Here is a 16,963-nt window from a genome sequence, read left to right on the forward strand (position 1 = left end):
CGTTCAATCCACCCGGTACACCGCGTCGGCCAACCGCGCGGTTTCTTCCGGGGAATGACTGACGTAGACCATCGGCAGCGCGACCTCGTCGCGCAGTCGTTGCAGCCACGGCAGCAGTTCGTCCTTGCGCTTGCGGTCCAGCATCGACAGCGGTTCGTCGAGCAGCAGCAATTCGGGCGCGGACAGCAACGCACGGCCGATCGCGACGCGTTGCAGTTCGCCGCCGGACAGGCCGTCGATGCGGCGTGCCAGCAGCGGCGCGATGCCCAGCAGGTCGACGATGCCTTCGAGCGAGAAGCGCGCATCGCCCGACGCGCGACGCGGTGCGCCGTAGAGCAGGTTCGCGCGCACGTCCAGGTGCGGGAACAGGCGGCCGTCCTGGAAGACGTAGCCGATGCGGCGCAGGTGCGCGGGTTCGTCGATGCCGATGGCGGAATCGAACAGGCAGCGCCCGCCGATCACGATGCGGCCGCGCGTGGGACGAACGAGGCCGGCGATCGCGTGCAGTACCGATGTCTTGCCGGTGCCCGACGCGCCGACGAGCGCGATCACGCGGTGCGTGCTCTCCACGCGCACGGTGTTCCAGAACGTGCCGCGGACCAGGTCGACGTCGATCGAGAAGACCGGCTGCTTCATGCCGGCTCCCTGCGCCGCTGGCGTTGCACCAGCCACTCGGACACGAACACCGCGACGAACGAAATCGCGATCGCCACCGCGGCCAGCCGCCACAGGCCCGCTTCGCCACCGGGTACTTGCATGAGCGTGTAGATCGCCGACGACAACGTTTGCGTTTCGCCGGGGATGTTGGACACGAAGGTGATCGTGGCGCCGAATTCGCCGAGCGCCTTCGCGAACGCGAGCACGGCGCCCGCGACGATGCCGGGCCACGCGAGCGGCAGCGTCACGGTGGCGAACACGCGCCACGGCGGCGCGCCGAGGGTGGCGGCGGCCTGTTCGAGGCGCAGGTCCACCGCTTCGATCGCCAGGCGGATCGCGCGCACCATCAGCGGGAATCCCATGATCGCGCTCGCCAGTGCCGCGCCCGTCCAGCGGAACGCGAACACGATGCCGAAGGTCTCGCGCAGGAAGGTCCCGATCGGCCCCCGCGCACCGAACCACACCAGCAACACGAAACCGGTGACCACCGGCGGCATCACCAGCGGCAACACGAGCAAGGTGTCGAGCAGCAACTTGCCGGGGAAGCGCTTGCGCGCGAGCAACCAGCCGAACGCGATGCCGAACGGCAGGCTGCACGCGACGGCCGTGAGTGCGACCTTCAGGCTCAGCGCGATGGCGTCGCGTTCGGCGGGCGAGAGGGCTTCCACGCTCAGAGCGGCGCGAAACCGTGGCGGGCGAAGATCGCGCGCGCTTCGCGCGACTGCAGCCAGCGGACGAAATCGCCTCCGTTCGCATGCGTGCTCGCCGCGATGCGCGCGACCGGATACACGATGGGCGCATGCGAATCGGCGGGGAAGGTGCCGAGCACGCGCACGCCCGATTCGGCCAGCGCGTCGCTGCCGTACACGATGCCGAGTGGGGCTTCGCCGCGCGCGACCAGCACCAGGGCGGCGCGCACGTTCTCGGCTTCGGCGGTGCGGCTCGCGACGCCCGGCCATGCGCCGAGTTTCACCAGGGATTGCTTCGCGTACTTGCCGGCGGGGACGCTGGCGGTGAGCGCGACCGCGAGGCGGCCTTCGCCGAGCGCGGGCCGCAGGTCCAGGCCGGGGCGCAACGCGATCGGCGCGGTCTTGCTGTCGCGTGGCGCGACGAGCACGAGCGTGTTGCCGAGCAGGTTGCGGCGCGTGCCGGCGTCGATCAGCTTCTTCGCCTGTAGCACATCCATCCAGTCGAGGTCGGCGGACAGGAACACATCGGCGGGCGCGCCCTGTTCGATCTGTCGCGCAAGCGCGGAGCTCGCGGCGTACGACACGCGCACCGGCACGTGCGTGCGGTGTTCGTAGGCGGTCGCGGCTTCGTCGAGCGATTCCTTGAGGCTGGCGGCGGCGAAGACGGTGAGCGGTGTCGGCTTCGCCGGCGGGGTGGCGGCGAACGCGAGCCCGCTCGCGATCAACAACGTGCAGGCGAGCAAGAAACGCCGCGTCACGATGCAGCTCCGACGGTGATCGTCTCGACCTGGCGCACGGCGCGTGCCGGACGCTTGTCGGCGGGCACGAGCAATCGCAGCGGCCCGTCCTTGGCGTCGAGCGGCTTCCCGCCGCAGCGATCGACGACGAACACCGCGCGATCGCCCAGCGTGGCATCGAGTTCGGCGAGGGAGAACACGACGCGATAACCGTCGCGCGCGCGCACCGTCACCACGCGTGACAGGTCCTTCCCACGCGACGGCTCGGCCGACATCGCGCCCGCCTTGCGCAACACGTCGCGCAACGCGACGCCTTCGCAATGCAGCGCGACGTCATGCACCTGCGCTTCGACGGGCTTGCGCGGCAGCGTCGCGAGCGTGGTTGCATCGAGGGGCACGTTCGTGGAATCGGCCGCGAAGGCGACACCGCTGGTCGTCAACGCAAGGCACAGGCAAGCAAGTCGCATGGATCAGATCCGGTCGAGGGGAATGCGCAGGTAGCGCGTGCCGTTCGCCGACGGCGGCGGCAGGTGTCCGGCGCGGAGGTTGACCTGCAGCGACGGCAGGATCAATGCCGGCATCGGCAACGTGGCGTCGCGCGCCTGGCGCATCGCGACGAAGTCGGCTTCCGTCGTGTCCGCGCGCAGGTGGATGTTCTCGCGCTTCTGCGCGCCGATGGTGGTTTCGCCCGCGATCGCGCGGCCATCGGGGCCGTAGTCGTGGCAGACGAACACGCGGGTTGCGTCGGGCAATTCGTAGAAGCGCTGGATGGTGCGGTACAGCGTCGCCGCATCGGCGTTCGGGAAATCCGTTCGCGCGGTGCCGGCGTCGGGCATGAACAAGGTGTCGCCGCAGAACAGCGCATCGCCGACGAGGTACGCGACGCAATCGGCGGTGTGCCCCGGTGCCGCGATGACTTCGGCTTCGATGCGCCCGATCGCGACGTGGTCGCCGGCCTCGAACAACTGGTCGAACTGCGAGCCATCGGTCGGCACGTCCGCGCCGAATTCGAACACCGGCGCGAAGCTGCGTTGTGTCTGCCGGATCCCGCTGCCCATCGCGACGCGCGCCTCCGGGAAGATGGCGCGCAACCATTGCGCCGCGCTCAGGTGGTCGGCGTGCGCGTGCGTTTCCAGCAGCCAGCGCACCTGCAGGGCGTTGGCGCGGACGTGATCCACCAACCGTTGCGCCGACGCGTGCGTGGTGCGCGCCGACTTGCTGTCGAAATCCAGCACGGGATCGAGGATCGCGGCCTCGCGCGTCGCAGGGTCCACGACGACGTAGCTCCAGGTGCCCGTGGCGGGATCGTGGAAGCCGGTGACGTCGGGTCGCATGGCGAATCCTCAGGGTTGGGGCGCGGGGCTGCCCAGCGTGTCGTCGAGCAGCTTCGCCAGCCGCCACGCGGCCTGGCGGACGCGCTGTTCGGCGAGCGGACGCATGGCATCGAGGTACGTGCGATCGAGCACGTGGCCTTCCGGATACAGCGAACGCGCATCGACGAGGCGGCAGGACTCGCCGGCCCAGGCCTTGGGATCGCTGACCGCGCCGGATTCCGGCGGCCACGGGAAGGCATCGAGCTTGTCGGTGTAGCCCTTCAACCCGAGGCCCGGATGGCCCGGCTTGTCGACGCCCACCTCGCCGAGGATGTAGTAGTCCCAGACCGAATGCAGGTTGGTGCCCATCACGCCGTCCACGTAGTTCTTCTTCGCGTAGGCCTCGGGTTCCAGCTTCGTGCGCAGGCTGATCTGGTAGTCGTTGCCGCCCTTGTCGGGATGGTTGTTGGCGTGCATCGGCTGGTGCGCGTCGCCGACGTAATGGACCAGGAACTTCAGCGCATCGCGGCGGGCGGCGATCGGCCGGGTGCGGTCGGCGAGGATCGCGCGCTGGGTGTCGATGGCGCCGATCACGCACTGGCCGTCCGGACAGTCGCGTTCCATCACGACGTGGCAGGTGCCGTCGGTGGTGTTCACGTAGTGCTGGCGCGAGGTGGCCTTGAAGCGGTCGGCGTCCGTGTTGCGCAGGTCGTCGGCCCAGGTGGCCACGCCGGCAAGGGTGGGGTCGGGTTCGCCGGCCAGCAGCAGTTTCACCTGCGCTTCGGCCTCCGGGTTGAGGTGCCGCTCGGCCAGCGCACCGACCATCCGGTGCCCCAGGGCGCTCCAGGCCTGGGCCGCGGGGGCCGCGAGCAGGGCGGCGAGGGCGGCGGAAAGGGCGAACAGGCGGGGCATCGTCGGCATCGCGGTCGTCTGGGGGTGGGCGTGCCGCTAAAATACCGGGCTTTCGTTCCCTCAGGAGTCCCCATGGCGATCAAGGTTGGCATCAACGGCTTCGGCCGCATCGGCCGCAACGTGCTGCGCGCCGCCGTGCAGAATTTCGGCGACAGCATCGAGATCGTGGCGATCAACGATCTGCTGGAACCCGACTACCTCGCCTACATGCTCCGCTACGACTCCGTGCACGGCCGCTTCGACGGCGACGTCGCCGTCGTCGACGGCGCGCTGGTGGTCAACGGCAAGACGATCCGCCTGACCCAGGAACGCGATCCGGCCAACCTGAAGTGGAACGAGGTGGGCGCGGACATCGTCATCGAGTCCACCGGCCTGTTCCTCGACAAGGCCACCGCGCAGAAGCACCTGGATGCGGGCGCGAAGAAGGTGCTGCTGTCGGCGCCGTCGAAGGACGACACGCCGATGTTCGTCTACGGCGTCAACCACGCGTCGTACAAGGGCGAGGCCATCGTTTCCAACGCCTCGTGCACCACCAACTGCCTGGCGCCGATCGCCAAGGTCCTGCACGACAAGTGGGGCATCAAGCGCGGCCTGATGACCACCGTGCATGCGGCCACCGCCACGCAGAAGACCGTCGACGGTCCGTCCAACAAGGACTGGCGCGGCGGCCGCGGCATCCTCGAGAACATCATCCCGTCCAGCACGGGCGCGGCGAAGGCCGTCGGCGTGGTGATCCCGGAATTGAACAAGAAGCTCACCGGCATGTCGTTCCGCGTGCCCACCTCGGACGTCTCGGTGGTCGACCTCACCGTCGAACTCGAGAAGCCGGCCACGTACGCGGAGATCTGCGCGGAAATGAAGGCGCAGGCGCAGGGCGCGTTGAAGGGCGTGCTGGGCTACACCGAGGACAAGGTGGTCGCCACCGATTTCCGCGGCGATGCGCGCACCTCGATCTTCGACGCCGACGCCGGCATCGCGCTCGACCCCACCTTCATCAAGGTGGTCAGCTGGTACGACAACGAGTGGGGCTACTCGAACAAGTGCCTCGAAATGGTCAAGGTCATCGCCGGCAAGTAAGGCGGCCCCATCCCGGCGAAGGCCGCCCCGTCCCGCGCACAAGCTGCGGACGGGGTCACGCCCGGGTCTTCACGGCAGCCCCGCTTTGGCGGGGCTGTCTGTTTTTGGGACGCAGTGCCACCGACTGCGACCGTTTTCCGGTTGCCCGCTTGCGGTCACCCCGGTAGCTTGCGGGACATGGCGGCGGCGGTCTCAATCGGTATCCGGTCGGCAGGTCCTGACTGGGCACTGCGGCGCGACTTTGCGCGCCTGCTTGTCGTCGCCGTCGTGTTGCCCGCGCTGATCCTCTGCGCCCTCCTGGCCTGGGCCCAGGCCAACACCCAGCGCACCAACGCCGCCGCGCAGCTGCATGCCGTGGCCGAAGCCGCGGGCAGCGACCTCGATGACTTCCTCCGCGTGCAGGGCGCCGTCACCTCGGTGATCGCCGAACGCCGCACCAGCGAACGCACCATCACCGACCGCGCGCGCTGGACCGAAGACCTGCGCCGCCTGCGCGCGCATTACCCCGCCTTCGCCGCGTTGCGCGTGTTCGATGCGCGCGGCGTGCTGGTCGCCGCCGACCCGGGCGTGGAATCCGACAGCGGCGTGGCGCCGTCGCCGTGCTTCCTCGCCACGCAAGTGGCCGATCGCGCCGTCGTCTCCGATGTGTACAACGCGCCCGGCGAGGCCGCGCGCGCCTGCGTCGGTGCGCCGCTGCGCGTGGGCGGCCGCTTCGCCGGCGTAGTGGATGGGGCGATGCCGGTGGCCGCGTTCGTCGCGGCGCGCGCGGCCTGGCTGCAGGGCCACGGGTTCGAAACGCTGCTCGTCGACCGTCGCGGGCAACTCGCCTATGCCAGCGATGGCGTGGGCGTCGCCGCCACCGGCGCGCTGGATGCGTCCGCACCCGGGCGCGTGCTCGCGGGCGTGGGCGATGCCGCCAACGGCATGCAGCGCATCCCCGGCGTGCTGCGCGACGACGCGGATGCCTACGCCGTCGCCGTGCCGCTGCAGGTCGGCTGGCACCTCTACGTGCTGCTGCCGAAGGACACGCTGGACGCCCAGTTGTGGCGCTCGATCGGGATGATGCTCGGCCTGCTGGTCACCGTGGCGGCCGGCGTGCTCGGCATTGCGTGGTGGCAGATGCGCCGCCTGTCGATGAGCGTGCACAAGCTGCTCGTGCAGATGCAGCGGTTCGCGCTGGACCATGCATCCGCGCCGATTTCGCCGGATTCGATGCCGCAGGAACTCGTGCCGCTGGCCGATGCGATGAACCAGCTCACCGTGCGCCTGTCCGATGCGTACTCGCTGACCAGCCGCAGCCTGGAAGAACAACGCAAGCTGCGCGCCTCGCTGGAACAGGAAGTCGGCGCGCGCGAGCGCGAGATCGCGCAGCGCACGCAGGAATTGCGCAACGCGGTGTCGGAGCTCGATCGCCTGAGCCGCACCGACGCGCTCACCGGCTGCCTCAACTACCGCGGCTTCCGCGAAGTGGCCGCCGTGCTGTGGCGCGACGCGCGCGAGAACGGCACGCTGCTCTCGGCGCTCGCGCTCGACATCGACTACTTCAAGTCCTACAACGACCGCTACGGCCACCCGCGTGGCGACCAGGCGCTGAAGCGTTTCGCCGGCGCGGTGCGTTCGGCGCTGTACCACCGCGAAGACGTCGTGGTGCGCCCCGGCGGCGAAGAATTCATCGTGTTCCTGCCCGACACCACGCTGGAACAGGCGATGCGCGTCGGCGAGCGCATCTGCGCCAGCGTGCTGCACGCCGACATCGCGCACGCCGGTTCGCCGAGCGGCGTGCTGACGGTGAGCATCGGCGTGGCGACCAACCTCGCCGAGGACGGCGACGACCCCGAGGTGATGCTGTCGCGCGCGGATGCGGCGCTGTATCGCGCGAAGAATGCGGGGCGGAACCGAGTTTCGTTGTGAGGTGGTGCAGCACGCCTGGCGGTTAGACTCGCGCAAATGACACGACGCGCGCCGACCCCATGAGCGGCCACTACGACACCATCGTCCTCGGCGGCGGCGCCGCCGGCCTGATGTGCGCGCTGACCGCGGGGCAGCGCGGCAAACGCGTGTTGCTCGTCGAACACGCCAACCGCGTCGGCAAGAAGATCCTGATGTCGGGCGGGGGGCGCTGCAATTTCACCAACACCGGCGCCACGCCCGCCCACTACCTGTCGGCCAATCCGCACTTCTGCAAGTCGGCGCTGGCACGCTACACGCCGCGGCACTTCATCGACCTGGTCGAGCGGCACGGCATCGCCTACCACGAGAAGGAACTGGGCCAGCTGTTCTGCGATGTCTCGTCCAAGCTCATCGTGAAGATGCTGCTGGACGAATGCGACGCGGCCGGCGTGCGGGTGGAGACCAGTTGCAGCATCGAACGCGTCAGTCACGGCGACAGCGACGAGGCGCGATTCCGCGTGCACACCACGCACGGGAATTTCTCCGCGCCAGCGTTGGTGGTCGCGTGCGGCGGCTTGTCGATCCCGAGCATGGGCGCGACGGGGTTCGGCTATGAACTCGCGCGGCAGTTCGGCCACGCGGTGCTGCCCACGCGCGCTGGGCTCGTGCCGCTGACGCTCAGCGGCAAGCACCAGGAACGCCTCGCGGATCTCAGCGGCGTGGCGCTGCCGGTCACCGCGCAATGCAACGGCGCCAGCTTCAGTAATTACATGCTGGTCACGCATCGCGGCATCAGCGGGCCGGCGATCCTGCAGGTCTCGTCGTTCTGGCAGCCGGGCGACGAATTGCGCCTGGACCTGTTGCCGGGCCGCGACGCACTGGAGGCGCTGCAGGAATGGCAGCGCGAGCGCCCGGCCGCGGAACTGAAGACCGTGCTCGGCGACGTGATGCCGAAGCGTTTCGCGCAACGCCTGTGCGAGCACTGGTTGCCGAATCGCCCGATGAAGCAATTCAATGCGCCGCAGTTGCGCGAGATTGCCCAGGTGCTCAGTGACTGGGCGCTGGTGGCAAGCGGGACCGAGGGGTATCGCACGGCCGAAGTGACCCTGGGTGGTGTCGATACGGATGAATTGTCGTCCAGCACGATGCAGTCCCGGCGCGTGCCCGGGTTGTATTTCATCGGCGAGGTGGTCGACGTGACCGGGTGGCTGGGTGGTTACAACTTCCAGTGGGCGTGGGCGTCGGGGACCGCGGCAGGCAACGCGGTGTAGGCGCGGCGTTAGCGCAGATCGCCGAACCTGGCCTGCATCGCGGCGATCGCGGCAAGGCCCGCCGTTTCCGTCCGCAGGATGCGCGGACCCAGTCGCAAACCGACGAACCCCGCCCCGTGCAGCGCTTGCCGATCGCGATCGCTCCATCCACCTTCCGGCCCGATCGCCAGCACCACGTCGCCACGCAGCGCTTCGATCGTCGCAATCGACGTCGTCGCTTCCGGATCCAGCAGGAACTTCGCCGCCTGCGCATCGAGCCCGGTGAGCGCCGCCTGCAACGGCTGCGCTGCGAACACCTCCGGCACCCGCGCCCGCCCGCTCTGTTCGCACGCACTCACCACCACGCAGCGCCAATGCGCGAGGCGCTTGGCGGCGCGCTCGGCGTCCAGCTTCACTTCGCTGCGGTCGCTCTGCACGGGGTGCACGGCGGCGATGCCGAGTTCGGTGGCCTTCTGCAGGATCAGGTCCATCTTTTCGCCGCGCGCGATGCCCTGCACGAGCGCCAGCCGCAGCGGGGATTCGTTCCCGACGTCGCGCGGCGCGCCGACTTCGGCTTCCACGCCGCGCTTGTTCGCGGCCAGCAACGTGGCGGGGAATTCGCGCCCGTCGCCATTGAACAGGACGCACGCATCGCCTTCCTGCATGCGCAGCACGCGCACGAGGTGGTTGGCGGCGTCGTCCGGCAACGCCACGCGCACGCCCGCAGCGAGGGGAAGATCGACGAACACGCGCGTCGTGCGCATCAGGCGGCATCCCGGGTGGCGTCGAGAATGGCGGCCTGCGTGGTCTCCGCGAGCAGGCGCAACTGGTCGTCGTCGACGCAATACGGCGGCATCCAGTACAGGATGTCGCCGAGCGGCCGGAGCACGACGCCTCCTTCCAGCGCCGCGCGATAGGCCTTCAGGCCGACGCGCGATGCGGCCGCGAACGGCGTCGCACGGTCGCCGCCGCGCGTGAGTTCGAACGCGACGATCATTCCGGCCTGCCGCACATCGGCGACGTGGGGCATCTCGCCGATGATTGCCGCGAGTTCCGACATCCGCGCTGCGGTCCGCACGTTGCGCGCCAGGATGTCGTCTTCGTCGAAGATCGAAAGCGATCGCAACGCCGCCGCGCACGCCAGCGGATTGCCGGTGTAGCTGTGCGAATGCAGGAACGCGCGCTCGCGCGAATCGTCGAGGAAGCCGTCGTAGATCGCCTGCGTGGCCAGCACCGCGGCGAGCGGCAGGAAGCCGCCGGTCAAGCCCTTCGACAGGCACATCAGGTCCGGCTGGATCGCGGCCTGTTCGCACGCGAAGCGCGTCCCGGTGCGCCCGAAGCCCACCGCGATCTCGTCCGCGATCAGGAACACGCCGTGCGCATCGCACAGCTCGCGCGCGCGCGCGAGGTAATGCGGATCGTGCATGCGCATGCCGCCGGCGCATTGCACGCGCGGTTCCAGGATCAGCGCGCAGATCTCGCCGGGATGCGCTTCGAACACCGCCTGCAAGCCGAGCGCCGCACGTTCCGCGCAATCGCGCGCCGTCTCGCCGTCGCGCGCCATGTACGCATCCGGCGAAGGCGCGAACATCCCTTCCGCCAGCAACGGTGCATACACGCGCCGATACAGCGGAATGTCACCGACCGACAACGCGCCGATCGTTTCGCCGTGGTAACCGTTCTCCAGCGCCACGAACTTCGTGCGCTTGTCCTCGCCCCGGTTGCGGAACCAGTGGAACGCCATCTTCAGCGCCACTTCCACGCCGGCCGAGCCGTTGTCGGCATAGAACACCTTGGCCAGCGGCGCACGGCCGGCTTGCCGCGGCGCGATCGCCAGCAACCGCTCGGCCAGCTCGACCGCCGGCGCATGCGAGAAGCCCGCGAGGATCACCTGTTCCAGCGTCCCGGCCTGCGCGGCGATGGCCTGCGCGATGCGCGGTTCGGCGTGGCCGAACAGGTTGGTCCACCAGCTCGACACCGCGTCGAGGTACCGGCGGCCGTCGTGGCCGATGAGCCACGCGCCTTCGCCGCGCGCGATGGGCACCAGCGGGAGGATGTCGGGGTGCTCGCGCATCTGCGTGCACGGGTGCCACAGCACCGCCAGGTCGCGCGCCCGCCAACGGGCGTCCGTTATGATCCCTTGCTCATGACCCTGGTCCATGCGCGCCATTATGGCGCGACCCGCCGATGACACGCCGCCTCCCCACCATCCACGGCATCACCGAACACGACGCCGGCCCCTGGCGCATGGAGCGCCTCGACCTGGAGTTCGGCAACGGCGAACGCCGCCGCTACGAGCGCCTGCACGGCCGCGGCCATGGCGCTGTGATCGTGGTGCCCATGATCGATGCCGACACCGCGCTGCTCGTGCACGAGTACGCCGCGGGCGTGCATCGCTACGAACTGGGCCTCGTGAAGGGCCGCATCGATGCCGGCGAGACGCCCATCGAGGCCGCCAACCGCGAGCTGAAGGAAGAGATCGGCTACGGCGCGCATTCGCTGCAGGTGCTGCGCAGCCTCACCATCGCGCCCACGTACATGAGCCACCAGACGCACCTCGTGCTCGCGCGCGACCTGTACCCGGAGCGCCTGGCCGGCGATGAACCGGAAGAGCTCGAAGTGGTGCCGTGGAAACTGGACGCGCTGGACGAGTTGATCCTGCGCGAGGATTTTTCGGAAGGACGCTCGATCGCCGCGCTGTTCATGGTGCGCGAATGGCTGCGCAAGGAACCCCGCACGTGAAGATCGACGACACCCTGCGCGAAGGCGCGATCGTGCTGGCGCATGCCGCTGCCGACGCCATCCTCGCCATCTACGAACACGCGTTCGAAGTGGAGCGCAAGGCGGACGCAAGCCCGCTGACCGCCGCGGACCTCGCGGCGCACCGCATCCTGGTGGAAGGCCTCGAACGCCTCACGCCCGACATCCCCGTGCTGTCCGAGGAAGCCGCCGAAGACACGCCCTGGAACGTGCGCCGCGACTGGCGCCGGCTGTGGCTGGTCGATCCGCTGGATGGCACGCGCGAGTTCGTGAAGCGCAACGGCGAATTCACCGTGAACCTGGCGTTGATCGAAGACGGCGAAGTGATCTTCGGCGTCGTGCAGGCGCCGGTGACGGGGCAGTTGTGGCATGGCACGCGCGGCGGGCCCGCGTTGCGGCGCGACGCCGATGGCGAAGTCGTCATCCAGTCGCGGCGTCCGGCAACGGCGCCGTTGCGCGTGGCAGCGAGCCGTTCGCATCGCGATACGCGCACCGAAGACTTCATCGCGCGCATGGGCGAAGTGGAACCGATTGGCCTGGGCTCGTCGTTGAAGTTCTGCAGGCTCGCCGAAGGCGGGATGGACGTGTATCCGCGCTTCGGGCCCACAAACGAGTGGGACACGGCGGCAGGGCAAGCCGTGCTGGAAGCGGCCGGTGGCTGCGTGCTCGATTCGAAAGGCCGGCCGATGCGCTACAACCAGCGCGACACGCTGCTCAACGGGGATTTCATGGCGCTCGGCGATCCCGCGCTGCCGTGGCGCGACTGGATGGGCGGCGCATGAGCGACGCACCGACCATCCACGATCTGCTCGCGATCATGGCGAAGCTGCGCGATCGCGACGGCGGTTGCCCGTGGGACATCGAACAGACCTTCGCCACGATCGCGCCGTACACGATCGAAGAGGCGTACGAAGTCGCCGATGCGATCGACCGCCACGACCTTCCGGGCCTGCGCGACGAACTCGGCGACCTGCTGCTGCAAGTTGTCTTCCACGCGCGCATGGCCGAAGAGCAGGGCGCGTTCGATTTCAGCGGCGTGATCGCGGCCATCTGCGACAAGATGGTGCGGCGGCATCCGCACGTGTTCGGCGATGCGCAGGTCGGCGATGCCACCGCGCAGACCGTCGCGTGGGAAGAACACAAGCGGCGCGAGCGCGATGCGGCCGGGCACGAAGACACGTCCGCACTCGCCGGCATCGCGCGTGGCATGCCGGAATGGCAGCGCGCGGTGAAGCTGCAGCACAAGGCCGCGAAGATCGGCTTCGACTGGCCGGGCCCCGCGCCCGTGATCGAGAAGCTGCACGAGGAAATCGACGAGGTGCGCGCGGAGTTCGCGGCCGTGGCGGCCGACGCGGGCGATTCCGCCGCGCAGCATCGCCTCGAGGACGAAATCGGCGACCTGCTGTTCGTCTGCGCCAACCTGGCGCGGCACGCGAAGGTGGACGTCGGCAACGCGTTGCGGCGCGCGAACCTCAAGTTCGAACGCCGCTTCCGCCGGATGGAAACGCTGGCGGCGGCGGAAGGCGTGTCGCTGGCGTCGCTGTCGCTGGACGCGCAGGACGCTTACTGGAACCGCGCGAAGGCGGAGGAGAAGGGATGACGTCCGAAACCCCGCGCCGCTTCGCGAGCTTCCGCGAGTTCTATCCGTTCTATCTCGGCGAACACGCCAACGTGGTGTGCCGCAGGCTGCACTTCGTCGGCAGCCTGGGCGTGCTGGCGTTGGTGGCCACGGCCGTCGTGCGCGGCAACGCGTGGTGGTTGCTGGGCGCGCTGGCGTGCGGGTATGGCTTCGCGTGGGTTGGCCACTTCTTCTTCGAACACAACCGGCCCGCGACATTCAAGCATCCGCTGTATTCGTTCGTCGGCGACTGGGTGATGTTCGCCGACGTCCTGCGGGGCCGCGTCAAGCTCTGAGCGTGTCATCCCTGCGAAACCAGGGATCCAGGTTTCAGTTGTCCCCGCGAAGGCGGGGACACCCATCAGGGCGCTCCGCCACGTCCCATCGCGTGTCTCTTTTCCGCTGCCACAGCGAAAAAGAGACACGCGACGTGCCGCGTCGGATCTCGTCGCGGACTGGTTTTCGCCAACACGTCGTAGTAGTTCCCCGCACCGCGTCGGACAGCCGCTGGCGAACCCACCTTCTCCGGTTGGAGGCGCTCGCCCACCTCGAGCCCTCGCATCTGAAATGCCTCACTGCTCTCTGGCAAGCGATGCGCCAGTCCAAGTCTGTGCCTTCCACACATTAGGAAGGAAAGCGGCGGCACCGCGCTTCTGCTCTCGCAGAAGGAAATTGCAGAAAGCAAAGGTTCGGTGAGGCGCACCGCACGCCGAGCCAATCCCGCGCAGCCGTCCATGGATGGACGGCGCCGATGCTCGCAGCCATGGATGGTGAGGCAGCGGAGCGGGATTGGCTGGGCGTGCAGTGCGCCGTCCGTCCGAGTGCAGCTGTTCGCCAGCAACCATCCGACGAAGTGCAAGGCGCTACTCCTACGCAGCGTCGCAACGTTCCGGTCGCGAAGCGCTTCGACGTGATGAGGGTGATAGGTCCTTGGAGTGCGCCATGGATGGCGCACGGCCGGTGCTTGGAGCAGGGACAGCGGAACGCACCGGGCAAGGACCTATCACCCTCATCGCGGCGGAGCGCCGTGCCGGAGGCGGTTGATGCACCGCGCTTCTGGATCCCTGTTTTCGCAGGGATGACAGGGTCATTCCTTCGGCGGAACCACCTTGCCCGGCTTGCTGCCGAAGTCGCCGTCCGCATCGGCCGCCATGTACGCGAACACCGCATAGGCGGCCACGTTCTGCGCCAGCGCCTTCGGATCGATCTTGTCGAGCGTGTCGTCCGGCGTGTGGTGGTAGTCGAAGTAATCCGTGCCGTCCTGGCGCAACGCGCCCCACGCCAGGCCATTGCCGGCGAACGGGCCGATGTCCGGGCCCGGGCCGCCTTCGGTCGGCGTGTACGCGATGCCCAGCGGCGCCAGCACGTCGGCGATCTGCTGCGCGGCGGCCTTCGCGTAGTCCGGTGCGCTCGTGTTGAACGCATAGATGCGGCCCGCGCCGAAGTCGCTTTCCGCGGCGATCAGGTGCTTGCGCACGTCGCCCACGTGCTTGTCGTTGTACGCGCGCCCGCCGTGCAGGCCCTGTTCTTCGTTCGCGAACGCGACGACGCGGATGGTGCGCGCCGGGCGCTGCTTCATCGTGCCGATCATCTTCGCCGCGCCGACCGCGATGGCCACGCCCGCGCCGTCGTCGATCGCGCCGGTGCCGAGGTCCCACGAATCCAGGTGCCCGCCGATCAACACCACTTCGTCGGGCTTGCTGCGGCCGCGCATTTCGCCGATCACGTTGTAGGACGTGGCCGTGCCGTCCCAGCCGCAATCGAGTTCGACGTGCACGCGCGTCGGGCCGCGCGCGACCAGGCGCGCCAGCTGGTCGGCGTCGGGTGCGCCGAGCGCGGCGGACGGGATCGGCGTGAGGCCTTCGTCGAAGCGCGTGATGCCGGTATGCGGGTTGCGGTGCGAATCGGTGCCGGCCGAACGCATCAGGTAAGCGACCGCGCCTGCGCGGATCGCGGCCGACGGACCGGCGCCGCGCACGCGCGAGCCCATGCCGTAGCCGCCGCCGTCCTTCGCGCGTTCCATCCGGTAATCGATGAAGGCGATCTTGCCCGCGAGCGAACCGGCGGGCACCGCCTGCAGCGACGCGAGATCGGGGAAGCGCACGACTTCCGCTTCGACCTTGCCGCCCGGGCTGCCGCCGAGCGCGGTCAGCGTGAGCTTCTGCGACGACGCGCCGACGACCGAAGCGCTTTCACTGCGGCGCTCCCACTTCGGGAACGTCACCGGCTCGGTCCACACCTTGTCGAACCCGAGCGCCTTGAACTTCGCTTCGGCCCACTTCACCGCGCGCGCATCGGCTTCGCTGCCGGCCAGGCGCGGGCCCACTTCCGTGGTCAGGCCTTCGACGAACTTCCATGCGGTGTCGTCGGCGAGCGCACGCTCGCGCAGTTGTTCGGCGTGCTGCACGGTGGCCGGCGCGATGCGCGTGGTGGCCGTTGCCGCGACGGGCGCCTGCGCGTGCGCGGCGGACAGCGCGGTGGTGAGCGCGAGGGCGAGCAGGGTGGTGGTCAGGCGCATGCAGGGGTCCCCTTGAACGAAGGCGTCGAGCGTAGCAGTCCACCCCGGGCGGGCCGGGGTGTCGTCGGTCATGGCTGGTGTGCGCGCGGTCGCGTCAGCGCGACTTGAGGGCGTCGCGGATCTCGCGCAGCAGCAGCGTGTCTTCCGGCGTGGCCGCGGCGGCCTCGGGTTCGCGCAGGCGGTTGTAGGCCTTGAGGAACAGGAAGATCACGAAGGCGATCAGCAGGAAGTCGATCGCGGCCTGGAACAGCAGGCCGTACTTGATCGCGACTTCGGCGGCCACTTGCTTGCCCGTCGCATCGAGCGTGGCGGGCGTGACCACGTATTTCCAGTCGGCGACGCTCACGCCGCCGGTGACGAGCGAGACGACCGGCATCACGAAGCCATCCACGATGGCGGTGACGATCTTGCCGAACGCGCCGCCGATGACCACGGCCACGGCCAGGTCGACGACGCTGCCGCGCGCGATGAACGCCTTGAACTCCGAGAGCATGCCCATGCTGGCTTCCTCCTGCCGGCGGACGCCGGTGTCGGCGGAGGTTAGCGCGGGACGACGTGGCCCTGCAGCCGCAGCACGTCGTCCAGGCGGGCCTCGTACGCATCGCCGGGGACCAGCGGACCCACGCCCGCGGGCGTGCCCATGAAGACCAGGTCGCCGGCCTGCAGCGTGAAGAGCTTGGCGAGTTCGTCGAGGATGTCCGGCACGTCCCAGATCAGCTGGTCGAGCGTGGAGCGCTGGCGGGCCTGGCCGTTCACGGCCAGCGACAGCGTGCGCGGGGCGAGGGGGCCGATCGCATCGAAGCGGACGATCTCGCTGACCGGCGCCGAATGGTCGAAGGCCTTGCCGGTATCCCACGGCAGGCCCTTCGCCTTCGCGGCCGATTGCAGGTCGCGGCGCGTCAGGTCCAGGCCGATGGCGTAGCCGAACACCTGCGCGTCGGCGCCGAGGGCGACGACGAGTTCCACTTCGTGGTGCAGGTCGTGCGTGCCCGGCGGATACGGCACGACGCCATCGAGGACGACGGCGTCGGCGGGCTTGCAGAAGAACACGGGCGTGCCGCGGTCGGCCTTGGACGCGGGCACCGCGGCGCCCATTTCCTTGGCGTGGTCGGCGAAGTTGCGGCCGACGCAATAGATGCGGCGCACCGGGAAGGTGCCGCCGCCACGTACCGGGATGCGGACCGGCGCGGGGGCCGGGACGACGTCGCTCACGCCGAGGGCAGGGCGTGCTTGCGCACGACTTCGAATTCGCCGTCGACCACGCGCGGATCGCGGCGCACCTGCGGATCGTTGCGGCGCTTCCACATGCGCAGCAGCAGGCCGACCGACAACATCGCGATGCCGACGAACACGCTCACGAACACCAGCACGACGAGCACGGCGACGCCGAGCAGCCCCACCAGCAGGCGCGTCAACGGATGGCGCGGCTTGCGCGGCGCGAAGCCGTGGCGGAAGGAAGCGAAGTCGAAGCGGTGTGCGAATGCAGTCATCGTCAGGGGCCGTGACACAATGCGGCAGTGCCGGGGCGGCGAGTATCCGGCG

19 protein-coding genes are annotated in these 16,963 nt (G+C 69.2%); 7 read left to right on the forward strand and 12 right to left on the reverse strand.

The genetic code is table 11. The features are described from left to right. Positions 1–3: 3 nt before the first annotated feature. Genes LYSCAS_RS08860 through LYSCAS_RS08885 form a run of 6 tightly spaced genes read right to left on the reverse strand, consistent with a single transcriptional unit; the run spans position 4 to position 4,317 of the window. Positions 4–636, reverse strand: coding sequence for an ATP-binding cassette domain-containing protein (locus LYSCAS_RS08860; RefSeq protein ID WP_213433588.1), 633 nt, complete (start codon positions 634–636; stop codon positions 4–6). Beyond that, positions 633–1,325: a molybdate ABC transporter permease subunit gene (gene modB, locus LYSCAS_RS08865; protein ID WP_213433590.1), complete on the reverse strand. Its 693-nt coding sequence runs from the start codon at positions 1,323–1,325 to the stop codon at positions 633–635. Before modB ends, LYSCAS_RS08860 begins: the two co-directional genes overlap by 4 nt. Before the next feature lie 2 nt (positions 1,326–1,327). Then, on the reverse strand, positions 1,328–2,089 hold the full coding sequence (modA, locus tag LYSCAS_RS08870) for a molybdate ABC transporter substrate-binding protein (RefSeq protein ID WP_213437732.1): 762 nt from the start codon (positions 2,087–2,089) through the stop codon (positions 1,328–1,330). 11 nt (positions 2,090–2,100) lie between these two features. Beyond that, positions 2,101–2,550, reverse strand: a complete 450-nt coding sequence (locus tag LYSCAS_RS08875; RefSeq protein WP_213433592.1) for a molybdopterin-binding protein — start codon at positions 2,548–2,550, stop codon at positions 2,101–2,103. A gap of 3 nt (positions 2,551–2,553) precedes the next feature. Further along, the gene (locus LYSCAS_RS08880) at positions 2,554–3,417 is read right to left on the reverse strand and encodes an MBL fold metallo-hydrolase (RefSeq protein ID WP_213433594.1); all 864 of its coding nucleotides are present in this window, start codon (positions 3,415–3,417) and stop codon (positions 2,554–2,556) included. A 9-nt stretch (positions 3,418–3,426) separates the two neighbouring features. Continuing rightward, on the reverse strand, positions 3,427–4,317 hold the full coding sequence (locus LYSCAS_RS08885; protein ID WP_213433596.1) for a S1/P1 nuclease: 891 nt from the start codon (positions 4,315–4,317) through the stop codon (positions 3,427–3,429). 63 nt (positions 4,318–4,380) lie between these two features. On the opposite strand from LYSCAS_RS08885, the gene gap reads away from it, so the two are divergent. The 3 genes from gap to LYSCAS_RS08900 all read left to right on the forward strand — a co-directional run bounded on the left by gap (position 4,381) and on the right by LYSCAS_RS08900 (position 8,546). Beyond that, entirely contained in the window at positions 4,381–5,385 is a 1,005-nt protein-coding gene (gene gap, locus LYSCAS_RS08890; protein ID WP_213433598.1) for a type I glyceraldehyde-3-phosphate dehydrogenase, read from the forward strand. Positions 5,386–5,655: 270 nt separating this feature from the next. Then, positions 5,656–7,296: a sensor domain-containing diguanylate cyclase gene (locus LYSCAS_RS08895; protein WP_213433600.1), complete on the forward strand. Its 1,641-nt coding sequence runs from the start codon at positions 5,656–5,658 to the stop codon at positions 7,294–7,296. Positions 7,297–7,355: 59 nt separating this feature from the next. Beyond that, a complete protein-coding gene (locus LYSCAS_RS08900) occupies positions 7,356–8,546 on the forward strand; it encodes a BaiN/RdsA family NAD(P)/FAD-dependent oxidoreductase (RefSeq protein WP_213433602.1) in 1,191 nt (396 codons plus the stop codon). Positions 8,547–8,554: 8 nt separating this feature from the next. Here the strand turns inward: LYSCAS_RS08900 and LYSCAS_RS08905 are convergent, their stop codons facing one another. Together LYSCAS_RS08905 and bioA are read right to left on the reverse strand one after the other, a co-directional pair. Continuing rightward, entirely contained in the window at positions 8,555–9,289 is a 735-nt protein-coding gene (locus tag LYSCAS_RS08905; protein WP_213433604.1) for a 16S rRNA (uracil(1498)-N(3))-methyltransferase, read from the reverse strand. Further along, complete coding sequence (gene bioA, locus LYSCAS_RS08910; protein WP_213433606.1) at positions 9,289–10,695, reverse strand: adenosylmethionine--8-amino-7-oxononanoate transaminase; 1,407 nt, start codon at positions 10,693–10,695, stop codon at positions 9,289–9,291. Before bioA ends, LYSCAS_RS08905 begins: the two co-directional genes overlap by 1 nt. 17 nt (positions 10,696–10,712) lie before the next feature. On the opposite strand from bioA, the gene nudE reads away from it, so the two are divergent. Genes nudE through LYSCAS_RS08930 form a run of 4 tightly spaced genes read left to right on the forward strand, consistent with a single transcriptional unit; the run spans position 10,713 to position 13,199 of the window. Further along, the gene (gene nudE, locus LYSCAS_RS08915; protein WP_213433608.1) at positions 10,713–11,267 is read left to right on the forward strand and encodes an ADP compounds hydrolase NudE; all 555 of its coding nucleotides are present in this window, start codon (positions 10,713–10,715) and stop codon (positions 11,265–11,267) included. Further along, complete coding sequence (gene cysQ, locus LYSCAS_RS08920; protein WP_244858491.1) at positions 11,264–12,067, forward strand: 3'(2'),5'-bisphosphate nucleotidase CysQ; 804 nt, start codon at positions 11,264–11,266, stop codon at positions 12,065–12,067. Before nudE ends, cysQ begins: the two co-directional genes overlap by 4 nt. Continuing rightward, entirely contained in the window at positions 12,064–12,885 is an 822-nt protein-coding gene (gene mazG / locus LYSCAS_RS08925; protein WP_244858492.1) for a nucleoside triphosphate pyrophosphohydrolase, read from the forward strand. Before cysQ ends, mazG begins: the two co-directional genes overlap by 4 nt. Next, entirely contained in the window at positions 12,882–13,199 is a 318-nt protein-coding gene (locus LYSCAS_RS08930; protein ID WP_213433611.1) for a DUF962 domain-containing protein, read from the forward strand. The genes mazG and LYSCAS_RS08930 overlap by 4 nt, the downstream gene beginning before the upstream one ends. Positions 13,200–13,990: 791 nt before the next feature. Here the strand turns inward: LYSCAS_RS08930 and LYSCAS_RS08935 are convergent. The 4 genes from LYSCAS_RS08935 to LYSCAS_RS08950 all read right to left on the reverse strand — a co-directional run bounded on the left by LYSCAS_RS08935 (position 13,991) and on the right by LYSCAS_RS08950 (position 16,911). After that, on the reverse strand, positions 13,991–15,421 hold the full coding sequence (locus LYSCAS_RS08935; RefSeq protein ID WP_213433612.1) for a M28 family peptidase: 1,431 nt from the start codon (positions 15,419–15,421) through the stop codon (positions 13,991–13,993). A 94-nt stretch (positions 15,422–15,515) separates the two neighbouring features. Next, a complete protein-coding gene (mscL, locus tag LYSCAS_RS08940; RefSeq protein WP_213433614.1) occupies positions 15,516–15,920 on the reverse strand; it encodes a large conductance mechanosensitive channel protein MscL in 405 nt (134 codons plus the stop codon). Between the two features lie 41 nt (positions 15,921–15,961). After that, positions 15,962–16,633, reverse strand: a complete 672-nt coding sequence (locus LYSCAS_RS08945) for a fumarylacetoacetate hydrolase family protein (protein ID WP_213433616.1) — start codon at positions 16,631–16,633, stop codon at positions 15,962–15,964. Further along, the gene (locus LYSCAS_RS08950) at positions 16,630–16,911 is read right to left on the reverse strand and encodes a hypothetical protein (protein ID WP_213433618.1); all 282 of its coding nucleotides are present in this window, start codon (positions 16,909–16,911) and stop codon (positions 16,630–16,632) included. Before LYSCAS_RS08950 ends, LYSCAS_RS08945 begins: the two co-directional genes overlap by 4 nt. Positions 16,912–16,963 lie beyond the last annotated feature (52 nt).

The organism is Noviluteimonas caseinilytica, from assembly GCF_018406605.1.
Lineage (GTDB): Bacteria > Pseudomonadota > Gammaproteobacteria > Xanthomonadales > Xanthomonadaceae > Noviluteimonas > Noviluteimonas caseinilytica.

What these genes read in the sequence shown, in the direction of transcription:
- LYSCAS_RS08905 (WP_213433604.1), bottom strand. Translation starts at nt 9,289, where the DNA reads ATGCGCACGACGCGCGTGTTCGTCGATCTTCCCCTCGCTGCGGGCGTG.
- LYSCAS_RS08930 (WP_213433611.1), top strand. Translation starts at nt 12,882, where the DNA reads ATGACGTCCGAAACCCCGCGCCGCTTCGCGAGCTTCCGCGAGTTCTAT.
- mazG (WP_244858492.1), top strand. Translation starts at nt 12,064, where the DNA reads ATGAGCGACGCACCGACCATCCACGATCTGCTCGCGATCATGGCGAAG.
- bioA (WP_213433606.1), bottom strand. Translation starts at nt 10,695, where the DNA reads ATGGCGCGCATGGACCAGGGTCATGAGCAAGGGATCATAACGGACGCC.
- LYSCAS_RS08935 (WP_213433612.1), bottom strand. Translation starts at nt 15,421, where the DNA reads ATGCGCCTGACCACCACCCTGCTCGCCCTCGCGCTCACCACCGCGCTG.
- nudE (WP_213433608.1), top strand. Translation starts at nt 10,713, where the DNA reads ATGACACGCCGCCTCCCCACCATCCACGGCATCACCGAACACGACGCC.
- LYSCAS_RS08885 (WP_213433596.1), bottom strand. Translation starts at nt 4,317, where the DNA reads ATGCCGACGATGCCCCGCCTGTTCGCCCTTTCCGCCGCCCTCGCCGCC.
- LYSCAS_RS08860 (WP_213433588.1), bottom strand. Translation starts at nt 636, where the DNA reads ATGAAGCAGCCGGTCTTCTCGATCGACGTCGACCTGGTCCGCGGCACG.
- LYSCAS_RS08950 (WP_213433618.1), bottom strand. Translation starts at nt 16,911, where the DNA reads ATGACTGCATTCGCACACCGCTTCGACTTCGCTTCCTTCCGCCACGGC.
- LYSCAS_RS08880 (WP_213433594.1), bottom strand. Translation starts at nt 3,417, where the DNA reads ATGCGACCCGACGTCACCGGCTTCCACGATCCCGCCACGGGCACCTGG.
- LYSCAS_RS08900 (WP_213433602.1), top strand. Translation starts at nt 7,356, where the DNA reads ATGAGCGGCCACTACGACACCATCGTCCTCGGCGGCGGCGCCGCCGGC.
- mscL (WP_213433614.1), bottom strand. Translation starts at nt 15,920, where the DNA reads ATGGGCATGCTCTCGGAGTTCAAGGCGTTCATCGCGCGCGGCAGCGTC.
- LYSCAS_RS08875 (WP_213433592.1), bottom strand. Translation starts at nt 2,550, where the DNA reads ATGCGACTTGCTTGCCTGTGCCTTGCGTTGACGACCAGCGGTGTCGCC.
- gap (WP_213433598.1), top strand. Translation starts at nt 4,381, where the DNA reads ATGGCGATCAAGGTTGGCATCAACGGCTTCGGCCGCATCGGCCGCAAC.